Source organism: Dankookia sp. P2, from assembly GCF_050632255.1.
GTDB lineage: Bacteria > Pseudomonadota > Alphaproteobacteria > Acetobacterales > Acetobacteraceae > Paracraurococcus.
Genome location: NZ_CP192581.1, coordinates 4987653 through 5009148, shown reverse-complemented (window position 1 = coordinate 5009148; position 21496 = coordinate 4987653). Strand labels below are relative to the sequence as shown.

At 73.4% G+C, this 21496-nt stretch carries 18 protein-coding genes, 1 other RNA gene and 9 pseudogenes; 24 read left to right on the top strand and 4 right to left on the bottom strand.

The features are described 5' to 3' along the window. Nucleotides 1-40: 40 nt before the first annotated feature. Together ACQ86J_RS29760 and ACQ86J_RS29755 are read right to left on the bottom strand one after the other, a co-directional pair. A pseudogene (locus ACQ86J_RS29760) lies at nucleotides 41-184 on the bottom strand (hydantoinase/oxoprolinase N-terminal domain-containing protein); the annotation flags it as partial. Continuing rightward, nucleotides 174-542 carry a hydantoinase/oxoprolinase N-terminal domain-containing protein gene (locus ACQ86J_RS29755; RefSeq protein ID WP_431268346.1) on the bottom strand — a complete coding sequence of 123 codons (369 nt, stop codon included), beginning with the start codon at nucleotides 540-542 and terminating at the stop codon, nucleotides 174-176. The gene ACQ86J_RS29755 and the pseudogene ACQ86J_RS29760, both read right to left, overlap by 11 nt. A 127-nt stretch (nucleotides 543-669) precedes the next feature. Between ACQ86J_RS29755 and ACQ86J_RS29750 the strand changes: the two genes are divergently transcribed. Continuing rightward, nucleotides 670-1290, top strand: coding sequence for a winged helix DNA-binding protein (locus tag ACQ86J_RS29750; protein ID WP_431268345.1), 621 nt, complete (start codon nucleotides 670-672; stop codon nucleotides 1288-1290). 58 nt (nucleotides 1291-1348) lie between these two features. Here the strand turns inward: ACQ86J_RS29750 and ACQ86J_RS29745 are convergent, their stop codons facing one another. Both ACQ86J_RS29745 and ACQ86J_RS29740 read right to left on the bottom strand, forming a co-directional pair. Continuing rightward, on the bottom strand, nucleotides 1349-1825 hold the full coding sequence (locus ACQ86J_RS29745) for a TauD/TfdA dioxygenase family protein (protein WP_431268344.1): 477 nt from the start codon (nucleotides 1823-1825) through the stop codon (nucleotides 1349-1351). A 61-nt stretch (nucleotides 1826-1886) separates the two neighbouring features. After that, a pseudogene (locus tag ACQ86J_RS29740) lies at nucleotides 1887-2111 on the bottom strand (TauD/TfdA family dioxygenase); the annotation flags it as partial. 268 nt (nucleotides 2112-2379) lie between these two features. Here ACQ86J_RS29740 and ACQ86J_RS29735 point away from each other — a divergent pair. From ACQ86J_RS29735 to ACQ86J_RS29625, 23 genes and pseudogenes are all read left to right on the top strand, one after another. Next, entirely contained in the window at nucleotides 2380-3180 is an 801-nt protein-coding gene (locus ACQ86J_RS29735) for a TerB family tellurite resistance protein (RefSeq protein WP_431268343.1), read from the top strand. 202 nt (nucleotides 3181-3382) lie between these two features. After that, entirely contained in the window at nucleotides 3383-3568 is a 186-nt protein-coding gene (locus ACQ86J_RS29730; protein ID WP_431272583.1) for an N-acetylmuramoyl-L-alanine amidase, read from the top strand. Further along, the gene (locus ACQ86J_RS29725) at nucleotides 3486-3950 is read left to right on the top strand and encodes an N-acetylmuramoyl-L-alanine amidase (protein WP_431268342.1); all 465 of its coding nucleotides are present in this window, start codon (nucleotides 3486-3488) and stop codon (nucleotides 3948-3950) included. Before ACQ86J_RS29730 ends, ACQ86J_RS29725 begins: the two co-directional genes overlap by 83 nt. A gap of 65 nt (nucleotides 3951-4015) precedes the next feature. After that, nucleotides 4016-4434, top strand: an RNA gene (rnpB, locus tag ACQ86J_RS29720) — RNase P RNA component class A. A gap of 601 nt (nucleotides 4435-5035) precedes the next feature. Continuing rightward, complete coding sequence (locus ACQ86J_RS29715) at nucleotides 5036-5242, top strand: hypothetical protein (protein ID WP_431268341.1); 207 nt, start codon at nucleotides 5036-5038, stop codon at nucleotides 5240-5242. Further along, entirely contained in the window at nucleotides 5239-5688 is a 450-nt protein-coding gene (gene mraW, locus ACQ86J_RS29710) for a 16S rRNA (cytosine(1402)-N(4))-methyltransferase (protein WP_431268340.1), read from the top strand. Before ACQ86J_RS29715 ends, mraW (ACQ86J_RS29710) begins: the two co-directional genes overlap by 4 nt. Beyond that, nucleotides 5646-5840 (top strand): annotated as a pseudogene (locus tag ACQ86J_RS29705) (16S rRNA (cytosine(1402)-N(4))-methyltransferase RsmH); the annotation flags it as partial. The gene mraW (ACQ86J_RS29710) and the pseudogene ACQ86J_RS29705, both read left to right, overlap by 43 nt. 61 nt (nucleotides 5841-5901) lie before the next feature. Then, entirely contained in the window at nucleotides 5902-6402 is a 501-nt protein-coding gene (mraW, locus tag ACQ86J_RS29700) for a 16S rRNA (cytosine(1402)-N(4))-methyltransferase (protein WP_431268339.1), read from the top strand. Continuing rightward, a complete protein-coding gene (locus ACQ86J_RS29695) occupies nucleotides 6308-7396 on the top strand; it encodes a hypothetical protein (RefSeq protein WP_431272582.1) in 1089 nt (362 codons plus the stop codon). The genes mraW (ACQ86J_RS29700) and ACQ86J_RS29695 overlap by 95 nt, the downstream gene beginning before the upstream one ends. Continuing rightward, entirely contained in the window at nucleotides 7330-8259 is a 930-nt protein-coding gene (locus tag ACQ86J_RS29690; protein ID WP_431268338.1) for a hypothetical protein, read from the top strand. Before ACQ86J_RS29695 ends, ACQ86J_RS29690 begins: the two co-directional genes overlap by 67 nt. Further along, on the top strand, nucleotides 8142-8486 hold the full coding sequence (locus tag ACQ86J_RS29685; RefSeq protein WP_431272581.1) for a penicillin-binding transpeptidase domain-containing protein: 345 nt from the start codon (nucleotides 8142-8144) through the stop codon (nucleotides 8484-8486). The genes ACQ86J_RS29690 and ACQ86J_RS29685 overlap by 118 nt, the downstream gene beginning before the upstream one ends. Further along, nucleotides 8390-9252: pseudogene (locus tag ACQ86J_RS29680) on the top strand (penicillin-binding transpeptidase domain-containing protein). The gene ACQ86J_RS29685 and the pseudogene ACQ86J_RS29680 overlap by 97 nt, the downstream one beginning before the upstream one ends. Next, nucleotides 9171-10821: pseudogene (locus tag ACQ86J_RS29675) on the top strand (UDP-N-acetylmuramoyl-L-alanyl-D-glutamate--2,6-diaminopimelate ligase). The pseudogenes ACQ86J_RS29680 and ACQ86J_RS29675 overlap by 82 nt, the downstream one beginning before the upstream one ends. 60 nt (nucleotides 10822-10881) lie before the next feature. After that, nucleotides 10882-11586: a Mur ligase family protein gene (locus ACQ86J_RS29670; protein WP_431268337.1), complete on the top strand. Its 705-nt coding sequence runs from the start codon at nucleotides 10882-10884 to the stop codon at nucleotides 11584-11586. A 71-nt stretch (nucleotides 11587-11657) separates the two neighbouring features. Further along, complete coding sequence (locus ACQ86J_RS29665) at nucleotides 11658-12203, top strand: glutamate ligase domain-containing protein (protein ID WP_431268336.1); 546 nt, start codon at nucleotides 11658-11660, stop codon at nucleotides 12201-12203. Next, nucleotides 12200-13291: pseudogene (gene mraY, locus ACQ86J_RS29660) on the top strand (phospho-N-acetylmuramoyl-pentapeptide-transferase). The gene ACQ86J_RS29665 and the pseudogene mraY overlap by 4 nt, the downstream one beginning before the upstream one ends. Then, nucleotides 13288-14661: pseudogene (gene murD / locus ACQ86J_RS29655) on the top strand (UDP-N-acetylmuramoyl-L-alanine--D-glutamate ligase). Before mraY ends, murD begins: the two co-directional pseudogenes overlap by 4 nt. Next, nucleotides 14658-15845, top strand: a pseudogene (locus ACQ86J_RS29650) (FtsW/RodA/SpoVE family cell cycle protein). Before murD ends, ACQ86J_RS29650 begins: the two co-directional pseudogenes overlap by 4 nt. Before the next feature lie 52 nt (nucleotides 15846-15897). Continuing rightward, on the top strand, nucleotides 15898-17025 hold the full coding sequence (murG, locus tag ACQ86J_RS29645) for an undecaprenyldiphospho-muramoylpentapeptide beta-N-acetylglucosaminyltransferase (protein ID WP_431268335.1): 1128 nt from the start codon (nucleotides 15898-15900) through the stop codon (nucleotides 17023-17025). Then, nucleotides 17026-18462 (top strand): UDP-N-acetylmuramate--L-alanine ligase, encoded by a 1437-nt coding sequence (gene murC / locus ACQ86J_RS29640; protein ID WP_431268334.1) that lies wholly within the window; start codon nucleotides 17026-17028, stop codon nucleotides 18460-18462. Then, nucleotides 18459-19422 (top strand): annotated as a pseudogene (gene murB, locus ACQ86J_RS29635) (UDP-N-acetylmuramate dehydrogenase). The gene murC and the pseudogene murB overlap by 4 nt, the downstream one beginning before the upstream one ends. Beyond that, complete coding sequence (locus ACQ86J_RS29630; protein ID WP_431268333.1) at nucleotides 19419-20339, top strand: D-alanine--D-alanine ligase; 921 nt, start codon at nucleotides 19419-19421, stop codon at nucleotides 20337-20339. Before murB ends, ACQ86J_RS29630 begins: the two are co-directional and overlap by 4 nt. Next, the gene (locus ACQ86J_RS29625; RefSeq protein ID WP_431268332.1) at nucleotides 20329-21240 is read left to right on the top strand and encodes a cell division protein FtsQ/DivIB; all 912 of its coding nucleotides are present in this window, start codon (nucleotides 20329-20331) and stop codon (nucleotides 21238-21240) included. Before ACQ86J_RS29630 ends, ACQ86J_RS29625 begins: the two co-directional genes overlap by 11 nt. Nucleotides 21241-21496 lie beyond the last annotated feature (256 nt).

Genomic DNA, 21496 nt, shown 5'->3' with positions numbered 1-21496 from the left:
CGCCGAGCCGCAGCTCGTGGCCGGGATGCGCCCAGGCATGCATCAGGGCGATGGCGACGGCGCGGATGCCCTCGGCGAAGGCGGCCTCGAGCGCGGCGCGGGCGGCGGCCTCGTCGAGCGGCTCGATCTCCGCGCCGTCCACCGCGACGCGGCCGCCGATCTCGGCGACGCGCTCATGCAGCAGGTCGGGCAGGCGGACGTTCAGGTCGAACAGGCGCGGCCGGGCCTGGTTGCCGATACCGCAGCAGGTCGGCGAAGCCGCGGTTGACCAGCAGCAGCACGCGCTCGCCCTTGCGCTCGAGCAGGGCGTTGGTGGCCACCGTGGTGCCCATCTTCACCGCCTCTCGATCGTGCCGGGCGGGATCGGCGCGCCGGGCGGCACGCCCAGGATCTGGCGGATGCCGGCGACGGCGGCGTCGCGGTAGCGCTCGGGGTTCTCGCTCAGCAGCTTGGCGGTGGTCAGCCGCCCCTCGGGGGTCGCGCGCGACGATGTCGGTGAAGGTGCCGCCACGGTCGATCCAGAACTGCCAGGAACCGCTCATCGCATCCTCCGCCTGCCCGCGTCATCGCAATGCCGGGCCGCGGGCGCAAGGCCAGGGCCGCATCGCCAGTAATTCGTTGACGATTTATTGGTATCTTGTCAACGTCAGCGGGCAGGAGATCGCCCGCATGCCGAAGAATGCCAATGCCCCTGGCCCCATCGTCTCGTCCGCCCATCTCGCCGCCGGCGCCTCCCCCGGCCTGTCGGAGGTCGAATACGGCCTGATCCTGGCCGAGCCATGCCTTCCAGCGCTGGATGGTGCTCTGCGCGGCGGCGGCCGGGCAGCCCGGATTGTCGCCGGCCGAGGTGCTGATCCTGCACCCGTGCAGCACCGCGACCGGCCGAAGCGCCAGGCGGAGATCCTGCTGGCCCTGGCGATCGAGGACACGCACATCGCCACCTATGCGATCCGCAAGCTGGCCGCTTCCGGGCTGGTGAAGACCAGCCGGGCGGAGCAAGGAGAAGCTGGTGGCCATCACCCCGGACGGCGCGGCGCTCTGCGCCCTGCTATGCCGAGATTGCGGGAGCGGCTGGTCGCGGCGCCGGTCGGCCAGGGCGGGCCGGGGGCGGCGGAGGTTGTCGGCGGTGGCGGCGCTGCTCAGGACCCTGTCGGGGTTCTATGCACGCGGCGTCGCGGGCGGCGGCGACGCTCTAGAAGGAAGGAAGAGGACGGGAGCAAGGATTGCCCGAGCCCCTGCCAGCTTCCCGTGAGTCCGCAGGCTGCACCGCAAACCCGCAGGGATGGATGACGGGTTGGACGCATGCGTCCGGAGGGAGGGGAAATACCGTCTGCCCCAGCTCGCCGTCCTAGGCCGTCCGGGCCACCTCGTCATTCGTCGTCCGCCGCAGCTCCCGCGGCTCGTCCAGGTCATAGGCCCGGCCGCGATGCAGGGTGCAACGATTGTCCCAGATCAGCAGGTCGCCGACCCGCCATTCGTGCCGCCAGCGCCAGGCCTTGTCGGTCGCGTGCTCCAGCAGGTCCATCAGCAGCATCTTCCCCTCGGCCAGCCCCATCCCGAGGATTCGCCTGGCATGGATCCCGACGAACAGCGCCTTCCGGCCGCTGCCCGGATGGGTCCGCACCAGCGGCCAGGTCACGGCGGGCAGGGCGGCCTGCTGCTCCGGCGTGTAGTCGGTGTCGCCCAGCAGGGTCATCCGGGAATGCAGGGCGAAATGCTCGGCCTCCAGCCCCTCGACCCGCGCCTTCAACCGGTCCGGCAGGGCGTCCCACGCCGCCCGCAGGTCGGCGAACTCCGTCTCCCCGCCCCAGCTCGGCAGCCGCACCAGCCGACAGCATGGAATAGGAGACGGCGGGCGCCTGGAAGCTGCTGTCCGAGTGCCAGAGCTGGTTGGCCAGGCCGCTGACGATCTTCTTCGCGTCGCGCGCCAGCGGCTTGCCGTCGGAGCCGAGGTTCGAGATGTCGATCAGCGCATGCTGCGACATTCTTTCATGCTGCCGGCCGATCTGCTTGAGGCCGGGGTTGAACAGGCCGGAATGGGTGGCGAAGGCGACCTGCTCGGCCTCGGTCATCGGCTGGCCGCGGAACAGCAGGACGGCGTAGCGGTCCATCGCCTCGACCACCGCATCCACCTCCGCCGGGACGAGCGGCCCGGCGCAGGTCGAGACCGGAGGCCTCGGCGGCGAAGACCGGGTGCAATGGGCGCAAGGACAGCCGGCATGGCGGTTCCCCCAGGCGTTCCTGGCGGGGGATGTTAGCGCGCGGGCAGCGGGGGAACAGGGGGCGGGGCCAGCGGCTTCGCGCGGCGCACCTCCCCCGCCCCGCCCGCCGCATGGTAAGGGGCGTGGTGAGCCGGCTCTCGGCGAGGGGGATTCGGGCTTGAGCCTCTGGGGCAAGATCATCGGCGGGGTGGCGGGGTTCGTGACCGGCGGGCCGCTCGGCGCCGTCATGGGCGCGGCGCTCGGCCACGCGGCGGATGCGGGCGGCGGGCGCGGCCCGGGCGGGATGTTCGGCCGCCCCTCGGTGCGGGAAGCCGCCGACATCGCCGCGATGCTGGGCTCGAAGGAGCAGCTCTTCGCCATCTCGGTCGTGGTGCTGGCGGCCAAGCTGGCGAAATGCGACGGGCCGGTGAAGCGGCCGGAGATCGACAGCTTCAAGCGGCTGTTCCGCATCCCGCCGGAAAGCCTGCGGGAAGTCGGCCAGCTCTTCGACCAGGCGCGCGATTCGGCGGACGACTACCGACCCTTCGCGAAGCGGCTGGGCGAGGCCTTCCAGGACAACAAGGGAATGCTGGAGGACGTGCTGGCGGCGCTGTTCCAGATCGCCCCGCTCGGACGGCCCGCTGACCAAGTCCGAGGTCGCCTTCCTGCAGCAGGTGCAGCTCGGCTTCGGGCTGGACGCGCCGGCCTGCGGGAAAGGGCGCGGGATGGCCGGACGCAGCAGCAATCCTCCTCGGCGGCGGCGATGCCGACCGGGCCGGACCCCTATGCGGTGCTCGGCGTCAAGCGTGACGCCAGCGACGACGCGGTGCGCCAGGCCTGGCGGCAGCTGATGCGGGAGAACCACCCGGACAGCCTGGCGGCGCGCGGGGTGCCGCCGGGATTCGTCAAGCGCGCGACCGACAAGGTGGCCGAGATCAACGCCGCCTGGGACCGGGTGAAACGCGAGCGCAGGCTGTGAGGCGCGTCGCCGCGATCCCAGGCCGGAAAGCCGGGACCGTCCGCCGAGGCGGGCGACGGGGACCGCGCGAAGCGCGAGCGCGAGGTTGTGACCCTCCGCCTTCGGGACACCCCGAGCCCGAACCAGGACGACCGCCCCGCCGGCCTGCCGGTGGACATGCTGGTGCTGCACTACACAGGCATGCGCCAGCGGGGCGGAGGCGATCGCCCGGCTGCGCGACCCGGCGGCGCGGGTCTCCTCCCACTATGTGGTCGAGGAGGACGGCGCGGTCTTTCGCCTGGTGCCGGAGGAGCGCCGCGCCTGGCATGCCGGCGTCTCCGCACTGGCGCGGCGCCGAGGCGCTGAACGGCCGCAGCATCGGCATCGAGATCGTCAACCCGGGCCATGAATGGGGCTACCGTCCCTTCCCCGCGCTGCAGATGGCCGCGGTCTGCGACCTCTGCCTCCGAGATCCTCGGCCGCCACCGATTCCCGCCATCAACGTCGTCGCCCACAGCGACATCGCGCCGGACCGCAAGCAGGATCCGGGCGAGTTCTTCGACTGGGCGGGGCTGGCGGCCAATGGCGTCGGGCTCTGGCCGGAGGAGGGCGCCGCGCCGGCCGGCAGATCGGCGGGGCTGCTGGCGGCGATCGGCTATCGGATGGACCTGCCGCTCGACCTGTTGCTCACCGCCTTCCAGCGGCACTGGCGGCCGGAGCGGGTGGATGGCGTGGCGGATGCCGGCACGCTCGCCCGACTCGCCGCCGTCGCGGCGCTGATCGGGGCGTAACGGCGCGACCGGCGGCCACTACGCCGTTGACGCGGCGCCCCTGCCCTGCGCATGACACCGCCGCGTCAGGTGGCCAGACGACCGCTGGTCCCCGCCTCACGGCGGGGCTGGAGAAAGTCCGGGCTCCACGGGAAAACGGTGCCGGCTAACGGCCGGCGAGGGCGACCTCAGGGACAGTGCCACAGAGAGCAAGACCGCCCGCACGTCACGCGGTTCGCCGCGCGGCCTGCGGGTAAGGGTGAAAGGGTGCGGCAAGAGCGCACCGCGCCCCCGGCAACAGGGGCGGCATGGTAAACCCCACCGGGAGCAAGGCCGAATAGGGGTGGTCGGCGGCGTTCCTCCGGGAGCGTGACGCAAGGGCCTTCCCGCCCCCACCACCCGGGTTGGCCGCGTGAGGCACGCCGCGAGGCGCCGCAGAGGAATGGTCGTCACATCCCCGGCTTGCCGAGGTGGACAGAACCCGGCTTACCGGCCACCTGGCGCACTTTTTCCACAGGACTGTCCACATAGTTGCCGCGGCATGTTCAAGCCGCTCAAAGAACAATGTGGCGAACGGTTGGACTCTATACCATTGACAATCTCCCGTTTCCTAATGCGATCCCGAGTCTTCAAGCTAAACCTCTAGAATCCGCGGATTCGCCAAGAAAGCTTAGTGGCCCGCAACGGCATTCTCCCTTGTCGTCCCAGGTTGTGGCGTGCTATCCCATGGCATCCCGCCGAAGGACCCAGACGCTCGGGGGGCGAGGCTGGTCCGGAGGGGGGATGGTCGGGCGAGCCGGCGGGGTCGGGGGGCCTCGCCGGCCGCTCGATCCGGCCGGGGGCGCCGTTGGCCCGGGGGGCGGTCACTGGGCGATGTCCGGATTTGCGGGGACAGTTGGCGGTACGTTTGACGCGAAGAAGGGCCGCATCTCGGTGCCGTCCAGCTTCCGCGCCAACCCTGGCCCGCCTAGGCGCGGAGGAGATCATCCTGCGCCCGTCCGCCACGCGCCCTGCATCGAGGTCTGGCCGGAACCCGCCTACATGGCCGAGGTGCAGCGCCGCGTCGAAGGCCTCAGCCAGCTCTCTCCGCCGAATACCAGACGATCATGCGCAAGCTGGTCTCGCGCATCCACACGCTGCGCCCGGATGCCGAGGAGCCGCATCGTCATGCCGAAGGAGCTCGCCGAGAAGGCCGGGCTCGACGGCGAGATCCAGTTCTCCGGCCTCGGCGCCTTCTTCCAGATCTGGTCCGCCGCCCGCCTCGCCGAGGAGGAGGCCCGGCTCGAGGCCGAGGACGAGGGGGCGACGTATGAGCAGATCGCTGCCCGCGCCGCGAGGGCCCTCCCCGTCCCAGGGACACGTCCCGGTGCTGCTGGCCGAGGTGCTGGCGACCCTCGCGCCGCGCGACGGCGCGACCTATTGCGACGGCACCTTCGGCGGCGGCGGCTATGCCGGCGCGATCCTCGGCGCCGCCGCCTGCACGCTCTACGCCATCGACCGCGACCCGGACGCGATCGCCCGCGGCGCCGCGCAGGCCGCCCGTTTTCCCGGCCGGCTTCACTTACTGGAAGGGCGTTTCGGCGAGATGCTCGACCTGCTCGCGGCGCAGGGCGTCGCGGCGCTCGACTGGCGTCGTGCTCGATCTCGGCGTCTCCTCCTTCCAGATCGACGAGGGCCGCGCGCGGCTTCTCTTTCCACAGCGACGGGCCGCTTGACATGCGCATGGAGAAGGCCGGCAAGTCCGCCGCGGACCTCGTGAATACATTGGGCGATTCAGGGATCGGCCGACATCCTCTTCACGCTTGGCGAGGAGCGCCACTCGCGCCGCATCGCGCGCGCCATCGTCGCCGCGCGCGCGAGGCGCCCATCACCACCACCGGCCGGCTCGCCTCCATCATCCGCAGCGTCACCCCGCGCGATCCCTCCGGCATGGACCGCGCGACGCGCAGCTTCCAGGCGCTGCGCCTCGCTGGTGAACGACCAAGCTCGGGCCGAGGTCGAGCGCGGCCTCGACGCCGCGGCGAAGCTGCTCGCGCCGGGCGGCCGGCTGGTCGTCGTCGCCTTCCACTCGCTCGAGGACCGGATCGTGAAGCGCTTCATGGCCGGCCGCGCCGGACGCGCCGGCGGCGCCTCCCGCCACGATCCCGGCGCCCTGCTGTCGAAGGGCCCGCCGCCGACTTCCGTCTGCTCCGCCGCGGGCGCTGCGCCCGGCGAGGGCGAGACCGACGCCAATCCGCGCGCCCAGCAGCAGGCTGCGCGCCATCGAACGCCTCGACACCCGGGACGCCGCATGATCTTCCGTCCGCTCAGCCTCTGCACCTTCCTGGCCGCCGCCTTGGCGAGGCCTGCACCTGTACCAGAGCAAGCACGAAGTCGCCCTGCTGGACCGCGAGCTGCGCGGAATAGCCCGGCAAATCGACGAGGCGAACGACCGCAGCCAAGCGCTGCAGGCCGAATGGGCCTGGCTGAATGAGCCGGAGCGGCTGCGCGGCGTGGCCCAGCGGCACCTGCAGCTCGAGCCCATGCAGCCGACCCAGTTCCTGCGGCTGAACGAGGCCGAGCGGCGGCTGCCGCAGGTCGCCGCCTATGAGGGCCCGAAGGCGCTGTTCGCCGAGCGCCTGCCGGTGGCGCCGGAAGGCGCGGTCGTCCTCGCCCTGCTGCCGCGGGTTTCGGACCCGGTGCAGGTGGCGCATGGCGTGAAGCCGCCGCCGGCACCGCTCGCCCCGGTGGCCGCCCCGCTCGTCGCGCCGATCGCGCCGCCGGTCGCCGAGGCGCCGCCGCTGCCCCGATCGCGGTGCCGCTGCCGCTGCCCGAGGCGCCGCCGAAGCCGCCCGCGCCGCCCGCCGCGGAAGCCCGTCCCAGCCCGCCGCCGCAGCTCGCCACCCGGGCGCCCGAGCCGGTGCGCGAGCACGTGCGCGAGCCGGCGCCGCGCGCCGCCGAGCCGAAGCCAGCCCCGGCCGAGCCGGCCCGCATCGCCCGCCGGCCCGCCTGGTCGCCACCCGCCCGGTGCCACGCCCGGCGCCCGAGGTCGCCGCGCTGCCGCCGATCGCCGCGCCCACGCGCCCGGCCATGCCGCCGCAGGTCGCGCGTATGGCGCCGCCGCAGCCGACGTTGCGTCCCGCCATCACCCAGGTCGCCTCCCAGGTCGCCGCCGCGCCGCGCCGCGCATGGCGGAAGCGCCGGTCATCGCGCTCGGCTCCGCGCTCGGCGGCGGCCGGCCGCTGCTGGCCCCGCCGGTGCCCTTCGGCTCGGCCAATGCCGCGACCCTCGGGGGCGCTGCGGTGAACCGCGACTTCGAGTTCGAGGAGCTCCGGCCACCGCCCTCCCGCATGCGACGCCGGCCGGCCGGCCGCTGCCCTCCGGCGGCCTGCCCCATGGCGGCTCGGCCTCGCGCGCCCTGGTGCGGGTCAGCGGCCCCGAACTCGCCCGCCGCAACCAGCTGGAGACGACGCGCGGCCGGCTGCTGATCGCCGCCGGCGGCTTCGCCCTGCTGTTCGGCGCGGTCGGCCTGAAGCTCGCGGTCGCCACCGTGATCGACCCGATGCAGCCGAAGCTGCGCGCCGCGGCGCGGGTGCCGGATGGCACGCCGAATATCGGCCGCGCCCCGATCACCGACCGCAACGGGGAGGTCCTGGCGGTTTCCCTGCAGGTGACCGAGCTCTATGCCAACCCGCAGGAGATCAACGACCCGGTCGCCGCCGCGGACCGGCTGCGCACCGTGCTGCCCGGGCTCGACCGAGAAAGGCTGATCGGCCGGATCAGCCAGCGCACCGTGGGCGACAGCGACCGGCCCGTCCGACTCGCCTACATCGCCCGCAACCTGCCGCCGCGGCAGCAGCAGGCGATCAACGACCTCGGCATCCCCGGCTTCCATTTCCGCGCCGCCGAGCGGCGCTTCTATCCGCAGGGCCGGGCCGCCGCGCATGTGCTCGGCTCGGTCGATGTCGACGGCCACGGCATCGCCGGCGTCGAGAAGTCGTTCAACGAGCGGCTGCGCACCGATCATTCGCCGCTGCGCCTCTCGGTCGATGTCCGCGTCCAGGTCGCGCTGCGCGAGGCGGTGGAGAAGGCGATCGCCGACTTCAACGGCATCGGCGGCGCCGGCGTGGTGCTCGACATCAACACCGCCGAAGTCATGGCGATGGTCAGCCTGCCGGATTACGACGCCTCCGACCCCGGCGGGCTGCAGCAGCGCGCGAGGCCGAGTCGCCGATCCGCACCGTCGCCGCGCGGGCGCCGCTGCCGGTCGCGCCGCGCCAGGACCAGGACCCGCACTTCAACCGCGCGACCGTCGGGCTCTACAAGCCGGGCTCGACCTTCAAGCTGCTGACCGCCTCCATGGCGCTCGACAGCGGCGCGGCGAATATCTGGAGCAGCTTCGACGCCTTCACCCGATCCGCTACGGCCGCTTCACCATCACCGACTACAAGGGCAAGAACCGCGCCCTGGTCTTCCCCGAGGTGCTGGCCTACTCCTCCAACCTCGGCGCGGCGCACATGGCGCTGCTGCTGGGCCCCGGCCAAGCACCGCAGGTCATGGCCCGCATGGGCATGCTGAACCGGCTCGGCCTCGAGGTGCCGGAGACGACGCGCCCGCTCGCGCCCTCGGCCAATGGCTGGCGCGACATCAACACCATGACCATCGCCTTCGGCCACGGCATCTCGGTCACCCCGCTGCATGTCATCACCGCCATCTCGGCGGTCGCCAATGGCGGCATCCTGCGCCAGCCCACCATCCTGGCCCAGCCGGATGGCGTGGCGCGCGAGGGTACCCAGGTGCTGGCGGAGAAGACCTCGGAGACCATGCGCAAGCTGATGCGCCTGGTGGTCACCGACGGCTCCGGCAAGGGGCCGACGTCGCCGGCTACTTCGTCGGCGGCAAGACCGGCACGGCGGAGAAGTCGACCGCCCATGGCGGCTACCAGAAGGACAAGCGGATCGCCGCCTTCGTCGGCGCCTTCCCGATGAACCAGCCGCGCTACGCCATCTATGTCATGGTCGACGAGCCGAAGCCGAATGCGCAGAGCCACGGCTATGCGACCGCCGGCTGGGTCGCGGCGCCGGCCGCCGGCGCGGTGATCCGCCGGGTCGCGCCGATCCTCGGCATGGTGCCGGAGACCGACCGCATCCCGCAGATCCAGCAGACCATCAGCATCCCGCTGCAGCCCGGCCGCCCGGCCGGGGCCGCGCCGAAGCCGCCGGCCGCGGCCGCCGCCGCCCACCACCGCCGCGGGCCGCGGCAATGCGCCGGTCGGCAGATGCCGCCGGCGGAACCGCGCCGGCGGGCCGTCCGCTCGGCGCGCCGCTGCAGCAGGCGCCGGTGACGCCGGCTGTGCCGCAGCCCCCGCGCTGCGCCGCACCGAGCTGCCGGCCGCCTTCCGCCTCGCCGCCTTCCCGACCCCGTCGGACGAGGCCGGCCTTGCGCCTCGATGACCTCCTCGGCCGCGCCGGGCTGGCTGTGCCGGCCGCCGCCGCCGGCATCGACATCCTCGGCCTGACGGCCGACAGCCGGGCGGTGCGGCCCGGCTTTCTCTTTGCCGCCCTGCCCGGGGCGAAGGCCGACGGACGTTCCTTCATCGGCCAGGCCGTGGCGCAGGGTGCCGCCGCCGTGCTGGCGCCGGCCGGCACCGCCTGGCCCGCGGGCGTCGCGGCCCGGCCGCTGCTGGCCGAGCCCGATCCGCGCCGGGCGCTCGCACTGCTGGCCGCGGCGCGGGAGGGTCTGCAGCCGGCGGTGCTGGTCGCCGTGACCGGCACCAACGGCAAGACCAGCACGGTGGATTTCCTTCGCCAGCTCTGGGTGCTGGACGGCATGCGCGCCGCCTCGCTCGGCACGCTCGGCCTGGTGGCGGCAGGCCTGCCGCATGGCCCCTCGCTGACCACGCCCGACCCTGTGGCGCTGCATGCCCAGCTCGGCGTGCTGGCCCGGGCCGGCTTTGGCCATGCGGCGATGGAGGCCTCCTCGCACGGGATCGAGCAGCGCAGGCTGGACGGGGTGCGGCTGGCGGCGGCCGGCTTCACCAATCTCACGCGCGACCATCTCGACTACCACGGCACGATGGAGGCCTATCGCGCCGCCAAGCTGCGCCTGTTCGGGACGCTGCTGCCGGCCGGCGCCACCGCGGTCGCCAATGCCGACATGGATGCGGCGACGCTCGACGCGCTCCGCGGCATCGCCGCGCGGCGCCGGCCTGCCGCCTGGTCACGGTGGGCGAGGCCGGGGCGGACATCCGCCTGCTGGCGCAGCAGCCGCTGCCGGATGGCCAGGTGCTGGAGATCGAGGCCGACGGCGCGCGCACCGCCTGCACCTCGCCCTGCCCGGCCGCTTCCAAGCCGACAACGCGCTGATGGCCCTGGCGCTCGCGGTCGCTGCCGGGATGCCGACGGCGACCGCTTTGTCCCACCTGCCCCGGCTGGCCGGGGTGCGCGAGCGGATGGAGCTCGCCGCGCGGCTGCCGAACGGCGCCGCCGCCTATGTGGACTACGCCCATACACCTGATGGCCTCTCGACCCTGCTGCGCTCGCTCCGCCCGCATGTCGCCCCGGGCGCCGCGCTGCACGTGGTCTTCGGCGCCGGCGGCGACCGCGACCCGGGCAAGCGGCCGCTGATGGCGCCGCCTGCGCCGGCCTTGCCGACCGCTGCTGGGTCACCGACGACAATCCGCGCTCCGAGGACCCGGCGGCGATCCGCGCCGCGGTGCTGGCCGGCTGCCCGGGCGGCGTCGATGCCGGCGATCGCCGCGCCGCGATCGCCGCCGCGCTCGCCGCGCTCCGCCCCGGCGACCCGCTGGCGGTGGCCGGCAAGGGGCATGAGAGCGGCCGAGACCATCCAGGGCGTGACCACGCCCTTCGACGGCGTGGTGGTGGTCCGCGACCTGACCGGCGGTGCGGCATGAGCCTCTGGACCGCCGAGGCGCTGCGCGCCGCGACCGGGGAGCCTCGCCGGCAATGCCCCCGTGACCGGCATCCTCGATCGACACCCGTACGCTGGCGCCCGGCGACCTCTTCGTCGCGCTGCGCGACGCGCGGGACGGCACGACTTCGTGGCGGACGCACTGGCCGCCGGCGCCGCCGCCGCCATGGTGGACCGCGACATCCTCGGCCTGCCGGCCGACGCCCCGCTGTTGCGGGTGGCGGACACGCTGGCCGGGCTCACCGCGCTGAGCGCCGCCGGCCGCGCCCGCTGCGCCGGCGCGTCGCCGCCGTCACCGGCAGCGTCGGCAAGACCGGCACCAAGGAGATGCTGCGGCTGCTGCTGGGCTCCATCGGTGCGACCCATGCCGCCCATCGCTTCCTACAACAACCACTGGGGCGTGCCGCTCACCCTCGCCCGCATGCCGGCCGGCACCGCCTTCGCCGTCATCGAGATCGGCATGAACAACCCGGAGCGAGATCCTGCCGCTGGCCCGCCTCGCCGCGCCGCATGCCGCCGCCGTCACCATGATCGGCGAAGCGCCGCATGGTCATCGGCTCATATGGGCAGCATCGAGGCGGTGGCCGACGAGAAGGGCGACATCGCCGCCGGGCTGGTCCCTGGCGGCACCGCGGTGCTGCCGCGCGATTCGGCCTTCTTCGACCGGCTCCTCGGCCATCGCCCGCGCCGCGGCGCGGCCCGCATCATCAGCTTCGTGCCGCGCCGAGCCCGGGATCCGCCTCGGTGAGGCCAGCATCCTGCGCGACGGCCGGACCCGGGCGATGGTCGCCATCCGCGGCAGGCTGGTCGAGAGTGACGATGCCGGCCATGGGCCTGCACCATGCCGAGAATGCCTGCTGCGCGCTGGCCCTGGGTGGAGCGCTGGGCCATGACGCCGCCCGCGCCGCGCCAGCGCTGCTGGCCTATGCGCCGGGCGCCGGGCGCGGCGCCGCCGCGCAGATCGCGGTCGATGGCGGCACCGCCCTGCTGATCGACGAGAGCTACAACGCCGCCCCGCCTGCGATGCGGGCGGCGTTGCCAGGCCCTGGCGCTGCGGCCCGGCGCCCGCCGCATCGCGGTGCTGGGCACGACATGCGCGAGCTCGGCACCTTCTCCGCCGCGCTGCATGCCGGGCTCGCTCCAGAAGCTGGCAGGGCGGATCTGGTCTTCTGCTGCGGGCCGGAGATGGCGCGGCTGTTCGCGCTGTTGCCGGCGGCGAAGCGCGGGGCGCATGCGGCGGACAGCGCCGCGCTCGCGCCGATGGTGCGTGAGGCGCTGCGTCCCGGCGACGTGGTGCTGGTGAAGGGTGCGCTGGGGAGCCGGATGGCGCTCGTGGTGCGGGCGCCGACGGAGTCCTCGACGTGATCTTCAACCTGCTGGCGCCCTTGGCCGAGGAGTTCGGCGCTCTTCAACCTGGTGCGGTACACGACCTTCCGCGCCGGCGCGGCTCGCTCGACGGCGCTGGTCTTCTCGCTCGTGCTCGGCCCGGCGGTGATCCGCTGGCTGGCGCGGCTTCCAGCGCGGCGTGCGCAGCCGATCCGGGTGGACGGGCCGCAGAGCCACCTGGTGACCAAGAAGGGCACGCCGACCATGGGCGGCGTGCTGATCCTGCTTGCCCTGGTCCTGTCCACGCTGCTCTGGGCCGATCTCCGCAGCGGGCTGGTCTGGGCGGTGATGCTGGTGACCGTGACCTACGGGCTGCTCGGCTTCGCCGATGACTGGCTGAAGGTGACCAAGCGCAACACCAAGGGCGTTTCCGGCCGGATGAAGCTGCTGGTGCAGGCCGGCGCAGGCCTGGTCTGCGCCACCTGGATCTGGTGGCTGCATCCGCCGGCCATTGCCGGCGGCCTGGCGGTGCCGGTCTTCAAGGAGGTGCTGATTCCCTTCGGCCTCGCCTTCCCGCTCGTCGGGACGCTGGTGCTGATGGGCTCGTCCAATGCGGTGAACCTGACCGACGGGCTGGACGGGCTGGCGATCGTGCCGGCGATGATCGCCGCCGGCGTCTTCGCCCTGATCGCCTATCTCGTCGGCAACCGCGTGCTGGCGGACTACCTGCAGCTGCACTCCGTGCCCGGCGCCAACGAGCTTGCGGTCTTCCTCGCCGCGCTGATCGGCGCCGGCCTCGGATCCTCTGGTTCAACGCGCCGCCGGCCGCGGTCTTCATGGGTGATACCGGCTCGCTGGCCCTCGGCGGCGCGCTCGGCGGCGTGGCTGTGGCGACGAAGCATGAGATCGTGCTGGCGATCGTCGGCGGGTTGTTCGTAGTCGAAACTGTCAGCGTCATCATCCAAGTCTTCTGGTACAAGCGCACCGGACGGCGCGTCTTCCTGATGGCGCCGCTGCACCACCATTTCGAGAAGAAGGGTTGGGCGGAGCCGACCATCGTGATCCGGTTCTGGATCATCGCGATGGTGCTGGCGCTCGTCGGGCTCTCGACATTGAAGATCCGATGAACGCATTCACCCCCTTCTCCGGCGAGCGCATCGCCCTTGTCGGCCTGGGCCGCGCCGGCCTGCTCGCCGCGCGGCGGCTGGCCGACTGGGGCGCGGAGGTCACCTGCTGGGACGACCGGCCGGAAGGCCGCGCCGCAGCGGAAGCCGCCGGCCTCGCACTGGCGAACCCGGCCGAGGGCGCATTCCGCTGGGACGCGTTGCTGCTCTCTCCCGGGATCCCGCATTGGCTGCCGCGGGCCCATCCGGCGGCGGAGGCGGCACGTGCGGCAGGCCGGCCGATCCTTTGCGACGTCGAATACCTGTACCGCGCGGTGCGGGCGGCGGGCTCGGCGGCGCGCTTCGTCGGGATCACCGGGACCAACGGCAAGTCGACCACCACGGCGCTGCTGCATCACATGCTCGGGCATGGGAACATTCCGTCCGAGGCTGGCGGGAAATCCGGGCCCTGCCGCGCTTTCGCTCAACATGTTGTGTGATCAGGGTCTCTACGCCCTCGAAATGTCGTCTTACATGTTGGAGAGACTCGTAACGGTTCGCTTCAATGCGGCCGTCATGCTACAATTTATCGCCGGACCACCTGGACCGGCATGGCGACATGGCCGGCTATGCCGCGGCGAAGGCCCAGGTCTTTGTGCGGCAGCAGCCGGGCGATCTCGCCGTGCTCGGCATGGACGACGCGGGCAGCCGCGCGATGCGCGCCGCCGTCTGCGCCCGCCTGCTGCCGATCTCCGGCGAGGCGCCCCAGCCGGGCGGCCTCTGGGCCGAGGGATCGCTGCTGCGCGACGAGGCCGGCCCGCTGTTCGACCTGCGCGAGGCCCCTGCCCTGCCGGGCAGCCACAATGCCCAGAACGCCGCGGCGGCGACCGCCTGCGCGCGCTCGACCTCGGCCTGCCGCGCGGGGCGGTGGCCGCGGCGCTGCGGAGCTATCCCGGCCTGCCGCACCGGCAGGAGCGGGTCGGCGAGATCAGCGGCGTCCGCTTCGTCAACGACAGCAAGGCGACCAATGCCGACAGCGCCGCAAGAGCGCTGGCCAGCTACGACCGCGTCGTCTGGATCGCCGGCGGCGAGGCGAAGGAAGGCGGCATCGAGGGCCTCGCGCCCTGGTTTCCCGCATCGCCCGCGCCGTGCTGATCGGCCGCGACGCGCCGGCGCTCGCCGCGACGCTGGCCGCGCATGGCGTGCCGCACGAGATCGCCGGGACGCTCGACGCGGCGGTGCCGCTGGCCGCCGCGGCCGCCTTCGGCGGGGCGGCGCCGGTGGTGCTGCTCTCGCCGGCCTGCGCCAGCTGGGACCAGTTCACCGGCTATGACGCGCGCGGCGACCGCTTCCGCGCCCTCGTCGCCGGCCTGCAGCAGGAAAGGGCCGCCTGATGGCGATCAGCCGCGCCGACAATTCCACCCTCGGCCGCTGGTGGTGGACCATCGACCGCTGGACGCTGGCGGCGCTGCTGGCGCTGATCGGCTTCGGCTACATCATGATGCTGGCGGCCTCGCCCGCCGTCGCCGAACGCGTCATCGGCACCTCCGCGCGCTCCCTGCTGCTGGCCAAGCAGGTGGTCTTCCTCGGCCTCGCGGCCTCGCTCATGGGTGATCGTCTCGCTGCTCTCGCCGCGGGGCGTCAGGCGCTTCGCCCTGCTCGGCTGCCTCGGCGCGATCCTGCTGACGGCGGCGACCCTGGTGATCGGCTTCGAGACCAAGGGCGCCCGGCGCTGGCTGAACTTCCCGCTGCTCGGCACCATGCAGCCTTCCGAGTTCCTCAAGCCCTGCTTCGCGGTGGTGACCGCCTGGCTGATGGCGATGGGCAAGGACGCCGCCGCGGCGCGGCTGGCGGAGGGACGGCCGCAGGGCCTCGGCCTGCTGCATGGCCGCGTGCTCTGGCCGGGCCTCGCCCTGCTGCTGCTGGCGGTGATCGCGGTCATCCTGAAGTCGCAGCCGGATTTCGGCATGCTGATGGTGGTCGTCTCGGTCTTCCTGGCGCAGTTCTTCGTCGCCGGAGCTGAACCTGCTGCTGGTCGGCGTCTGCGCCACGGGCGGCGTCGGGTTGGCGATCGGCGCCTATTTCATCCTGCCCCACGTGCGCAGCCGGGTGGACCGCTTCCTCGACCCCGCCGCCGGCGACACCTTCCAGATCACCAAGTCGATGGAGGCCTTCGGCTATGGCGGGCTGTTCGGCCGCGGCCCGGGCGAGGGCCGGGTCAAGAACGCCCTGCCCGACGCCCATGCCGACTTCGTCTTCGCCGTGGCGGGGAGGGATTCGGCTTCGTCATCTGCACCGTGATCCTGCTGCTCTTCGGCTTCATCGTGGTGCGCGGCCTGTGGCGGCTGATGGCCGAGAGCGACATGTGTTCGTGGTGCTGGCCGCAACCGGGCTGCTGGCGCAGTTCGGGCTGCAGGCCTTCGTCAACATGGCCTCCACCCTGCACCTGATACCGACCAAGGGCACGACGCTGCCCTTCGTGTCCTATGGCGGCTCCTCGGTGCTGGCGATCGCGCTGGGGATGGGGATGCTGCTGGCGTTGACGCCGGCGCGGCCCGCGCCTGGAGGACGTGAATGACCCCCGCCGATCCATGCCGCCGGGCTGTGCCCTCCGGCGACCGGAGGGGAGGATGAGGGGCCCGGCCGTGCACCCCATCGTCATCGCCGCCGGCGGCACCGGCGGGCACCTGTTCCCGGCCGAGGCGCTGGCGGCCGAGCTGCTGGCGCGCGGCGAGCGCGTGGCGCTGATGACCGATGCGCGCTCCACCGCCTTCGACAGCCCGGCCTTCGCCAATGCCGAGCGCTTCGTGCTCAGGGGCTCGGGCCTCTCGGGCCGCGGCGTGCTGCGCGCGGCCAAGGGCGCCGCCGCGCTGGCCGCGGGCACGCTGCAGGCGCGCGGCCTGCTGCGCGACCTGCAGGCCGCCGCCGTGGTCGGCTTCGGCGGCTATCCCAGCGTGCCGCCGCTGCTCGCCGCGCTGACCATGCTCGGCCAGCGGCCGGTGACGGTGCTGCACGAACAGAACGCCGTGCTCGGCCGCGCCAACCGGCTGCTGGCGCCGCGCGCCGACCTGCTGGCGCTGTCCCACGCCGCGACCGCCCAGGTGCCCGCGCGCGCGCGGTCCGAGCTGGTGGGCAACCCGGTCCGCCCGGCGCTCGCGGCACTGGCCGGCACCGATTATCCGGGAACCGAGGCGGCGCTGCGGCTGCTGGTGCTGGGCGGCTCGCTCGGCGCCCGGGTCTTCGCCGACATCGTCCCCGCCGCCGTCGCCGCCCTGCCGGAGCCGCTGCGCAAGCGCCTGGTCGTCGCCCAGCAATGCCGGCCGGAGGACCTGGCCCGGGTCCGCGCCGCCTATGACGCCGCCGGCGTGCCGGCCGAGCTCTCCGCCTTCTTCCCCGATGTGGCTGGGCGGCTCGCCACCGCGCATCTGGTGGTGGCCCGCGCCGGCGCCGGCACCATCGCCGAGCTCGCCTGCGCCGGCCGTCCCGCCATCCTGGTGCCGCTGCCGCACGCCATCGACGACCACCAGCAGGCCAATGCCCGGGCGCTGGCCGAGGCCGGCGCCGCCATCGTCATGCCGCAGGCGACGCTGACCCCGGCGGCGCTCGCCGGCCAGCTCGCGGCGCTGCTCTCCGACCCGCGCGGCCTCGCCCGCGCCGCCGCCTCCGCGGCGAAGCTCGCCCGGCCCGAGGCCGCCCGGCGGCTCGCCGACCTCGTCCTTTCCCTCGTGCGGGCGAAAGCCTCGCAGGATTCCCCCTGAATGCGCGCCCTGCCCCTCACCATCGGTCCCATCCACTTCGTCGGCATCGGCGGCATCGGCATGTCCGGCATCGCCGAGGTGCTGCACAACCTCGGCTACCAGGTGCAGGGCAGCGACATCGCCGAGGGTTACAATGTCGCGCGCCTGCGCGCCGCCGGCATCGCCGTCTCGGTCGGGCATGACGCCGAGAATCTCGGCGCGGCGCAGGTCGTCGTCGTCTCGACCGCCGTCAAGAAGGACAACCCCGAGGTTCAGGCCGCCCGTGCCAAGCTGATCCCGGTGGTGCGGCGGGCCGAGATGCTGGCCGAGCTGATGCGGCTGAAATGGTCGATCGCGGTCGGCGGCACGCATGGCAAGACCACCACCACCAGCCTGATCGCCTGCGTGCTGGAAGCCGCCAAGATCGACCCGACGGTGATCAACGGCGGCATCATCAACGCCTATGGCACCAATACCCGCCTCGGCGCCGGCGAATGGATGGTGGTGGAGGCCGACGAGAGCGACGGCTCCTTCCTCCGGCTGCCGAGCGTCGTGACCATTGTTACGAACATGGATGCCGAGCACCTCGACCATTGGGGCACGGCCGAGGCGATGAAGGACGGCTACGCCCAGTTCGTCAGCAATATTCCATTCTATGGTTTCGCGGTTCTCTGCCTGGATCACCCCGAGGTGCAGGCGATGATCCCGAAGCTCGACCGGCGGATCGTGACCTATGGCTTCTCGCCACAGGCCGATGTCCGGGCGGAGAAGCTGCTGACCGACCGCCGCGGCGCGACCTTCACCGTCTCGGTGCAGGACCGCGCCACCGGCCGCTCGCGCACCATGAAGCCGATGCGGCTGCCGATGCTCGGCCAGCACAACGTGCAGAACGCGCTGGCCGCGATCGCCGTCGGCGTCGAGATGGAGATCGACGAGGACACGATCCGCAGCGCGCTGGCCGGCTTCAAGGGCGTCAAGCGCCGCTTCACCCATGTCGGCGAAGCCGGCGGGATCACCGTGATCGACGACTACGGCCACCATCCGGTGGAGATCGCCGCCGTGCTGAAGGCGGCGCGGCAGGCCGGCGCCCGCGACGTGATCGCGGTGGTCCAGCCGCACCGCTATTCCCGCCTCTCCCAACTCTTCGAGGATTTCTGCACCTGCATGAACGATGCGGGGACGGTGATCGTGGCGGATGTCTACGCCGCCGGCGAAGCGCCCATCGAGGGCATCGACAAGGACGCGCTGGTCGAAGGCCTGCGCGCCCGCGGGCATCGCAGCGTGGTACCGCTGCCTGGCCCCGACAGCCTGGCCGAGATGATCAACGCCATCGCCAAGCCGGGCGACTTCGTCGTCTGCCTCGGCGCCGGCAGCATCACCAGATGGGCGCATGCCCTGCCCGACCAGCTGACCGCATTGCAGCCGGGCGGCCGCGTCACGCCGATGCGGCGCGCATGAGCACGCGCGCCATGGACCGGGCGGTCCCCGCCATCCGCGGCCGCGTCCAGGCGGGGGCGCCGCTGGCGCCCTTCACCTGGTTCCGCGTCGGGGGCCCGGCGGAATGGCTGGTGCGGCCGGCCGATGCCGAGGACCTGGTGGCGCTGCTGGCCGGCCTGCCCGCCGGGCTGCCGCTGACCGTGCTCGGCGCGGCCTCCAACCTCATCATCCGCGATGGCGGCCTGCCCGGGGTGGCGCTGCGGCTCGGCGGCGCCTTCGGCGGCGTGCAGGCCGAGCCGGACGGCATCCTCGCCGGCGCCGCGGCGCTCGACGTGACCGTCGCGCAGCATGCCGCGGCGGCCGGGCTCGCGGGCCTCGAATTCCTCTCCGGGATCCCGGGCAGCATCGGCGGCGCGGTGGCGATGAATGCCGGCGCCTACGAGGCCGAGGTGAAGGACGTGCTGGACTGGGCCGAGCTGGCGACCGCGGAGGGCATCCGCCGGCTGGATGCCGCCGAACTCGCCTTCGCCTACCGGCACGCGGCGCTGCCGGCCGGCGCCGTCGTCACCCGCGCCCGCTTCCATGCCCGGCCCGGCGACGCGGCGGCGATCGCCGCGCGCATGGAGGCGATCCGCGCGGCGCGCGAGGCGACGCAGCCGACCCGCGCCCGCACCGGCGGCTCCACCTTCAAGAAGCCCGCCGGGGGCCAAGGCCTGGGCGCTGATCGATGCCGCCGGCTGCCGCGGCCTCCGCCTCGGCGCGGCGCAGGTCAGCGAGAAGCACTGCAACTTCCTGCTCAACACCGGCGGGGCGACGGCGGCAGAGCTGGAGGCGCTGGGCGAGCAGGTCCGCGCCCGCGTGCTGGCGCAGTCCGGCATCACGCTGGAATGGGAGATCAAGCGTATCGGGGCGGCGTCGTCGGCCGCGCCGATTGAGGCCTCCGGGCCATCCGGCCCTCCGGTCATCGGAGCGAAGGCATGACCCGCGTCGCGGTCCTCTACGGCGGCATCTCGGCGGAGCGCGAGGTCAGCCTCGCCTCCGGCACGCAATGCATCGCGGCGCTGCGCGAGGCCGGCTTCGAGGTCACGCCGGTCGATGTTTCGGCCGACCTGGCCGGCGTCATCGCGGCGCTCGCAGCGGCCAAGCCCGACGTTGTCTTCAACACCCTGCATGGCCGCTTCGGCGAGGATGGCTGCATCCAGGGCGTGCTCGACTGGCTGCAGCTGCCCTACACGGGCTCGGGCGTCCGCGCCTCCGCGATCGCCATGGACAAGCCGGCCGCCAAGGCGCTGCTCGCGGCGGCGAAGCTGCCGGTCTGCGCGCATGCCGTGGTGACGCCGGAACAGCTGGAAGCCGCCGACCCGATGCCGCGGCCCTTCGTGGTGAAGCCGCCGAACGAGGGATCCTCGGTCGGCGTCACCATCCTGCGCGAAGGCGACAACCGCCGCGCCGCGATCGCCCGCGAATGGCGCTTCGGCCCCGAGATCATGGTCGAGCCCTATATCCCCGGCCGCGAGCTGACCGTCGCCGTCATGGGCGACCGCGCGCTCGCCGTCACCGAGATCGCCACCCACCTGCGATCCTACGACTACGAGGCGAAATACGCCGATGGCGGCAGCCGCCACGCCATCCCCGCGCCGATCCACCCGGAGGCCGCCGCCCAGGCGATGGAGGCCGCCGTCGCGGCGCATCGCGCGCTCGGCTGTCGTGGCGTGTCGCGGGCCGATTTCCGCTACGACGACACTCAGGGCGAGCCTGGCCGGCTCTTCCTGCTCGAGGTCAACACCCAGCCCGGCATGACCCGCACCTCGCTGGTGCCGGAACAGGCCGCGCATGTCGGCATCGCCTTCCCCGCGCTCTGCGCCTGGATGGTCGGGCAGGCGCGCCATGGCAACTAGCCCCGCCGCGCGCCCGCGGCGCGACGCCGCCAGCCCGGCCCGCACGCGCGCCTCGCTCAGCAGCGCGCCGAGCCGGCCGACCTCGCTGCGGCTCTGGCTGCGCCGCCGCCGCGGCCTGCTGCGCCCGGCCGGGCTCGGCCTGCTCGGCGCCGGCGCGCTGGTCGCGGCCGCGCTCGCCGTCATGGCCGTCGATCCCTACGGCAAGCTCGCCGCGATCTGGGACGGTGCGGCGGAGATCGCCGCCGGCGGCGGGCTGCAGGTGACCGAAGTGCAGGTCGAGGGCATGCACCACACCGCGCCCGACCTGGTGCGCGAGGCGCTCGGCGTCCGCCGCGGCGACCCGATCCTCGGCTTCGACCCGCATTGGGCGCGGGAACAGCTGGAACAGATCGCCTGGGTCGGCCACGCCCATGTCGAGCGCCTGCTGCCCGGCACCATCAGGGTGCGGCTGGAGGAACGCCAGCCCTTCGCGATCTGGCAGCGCGACGGCAGGTTCTCGGTCATCGACCGCGAGGGCCGCGTGGTGGCGACCGAGAATGTCGGCGCCTTCGGCCGGCTGCCGCTGATCGTAGGCCTCGGCGCCGACCGCGCCGCGGCGCCGATGGTCGATGCGCTGCGCGGCGCGGCCGAGGTGCAGGAGCGCGTGCATGCGCTGGTCCGCGTCTCCGAGCGACGCTGGAACCTGCGCCTGCGCAACGGCACCGACGTGCTGCTGCCGGAAGGCCAGGAGGTCGCGGCGATCAACCGATTGGCGGAGCTGCAGGCGAAGCAGGGGCTGATGGACCGGCCGCTGCTGGCGATCGACCTGCGGCTGCCGGACAAGCTGGTGCTGCGGCTGCCGCCCGCCCCGCCCGGAACGCCGCCCGCCGAGACGCAGAAGGCCAGGAGCAGCCGCGGATGAACCAGCTCTCGCGCCTGCCCCCCGCGATCGACCCGCCGGCGCCGACCCGTCGCCGCCGCGGCGCCAAGCCCGGCGTGTTCGCGGTGCTCGACATCGGCACCACCAAGATCGTCTGCATCATCGCCCGCATCGAGAACGACGGGGAGGCCCGGGCGCTCGGCTTCGGCTGGCAGCGGGCGCGCGGCGTCAAGGGCGGCAGCATCATCGACCTCGAGGAGGCCGAGGGCGCGATCCGCGCCGCGGTCGGCCAGGCCGA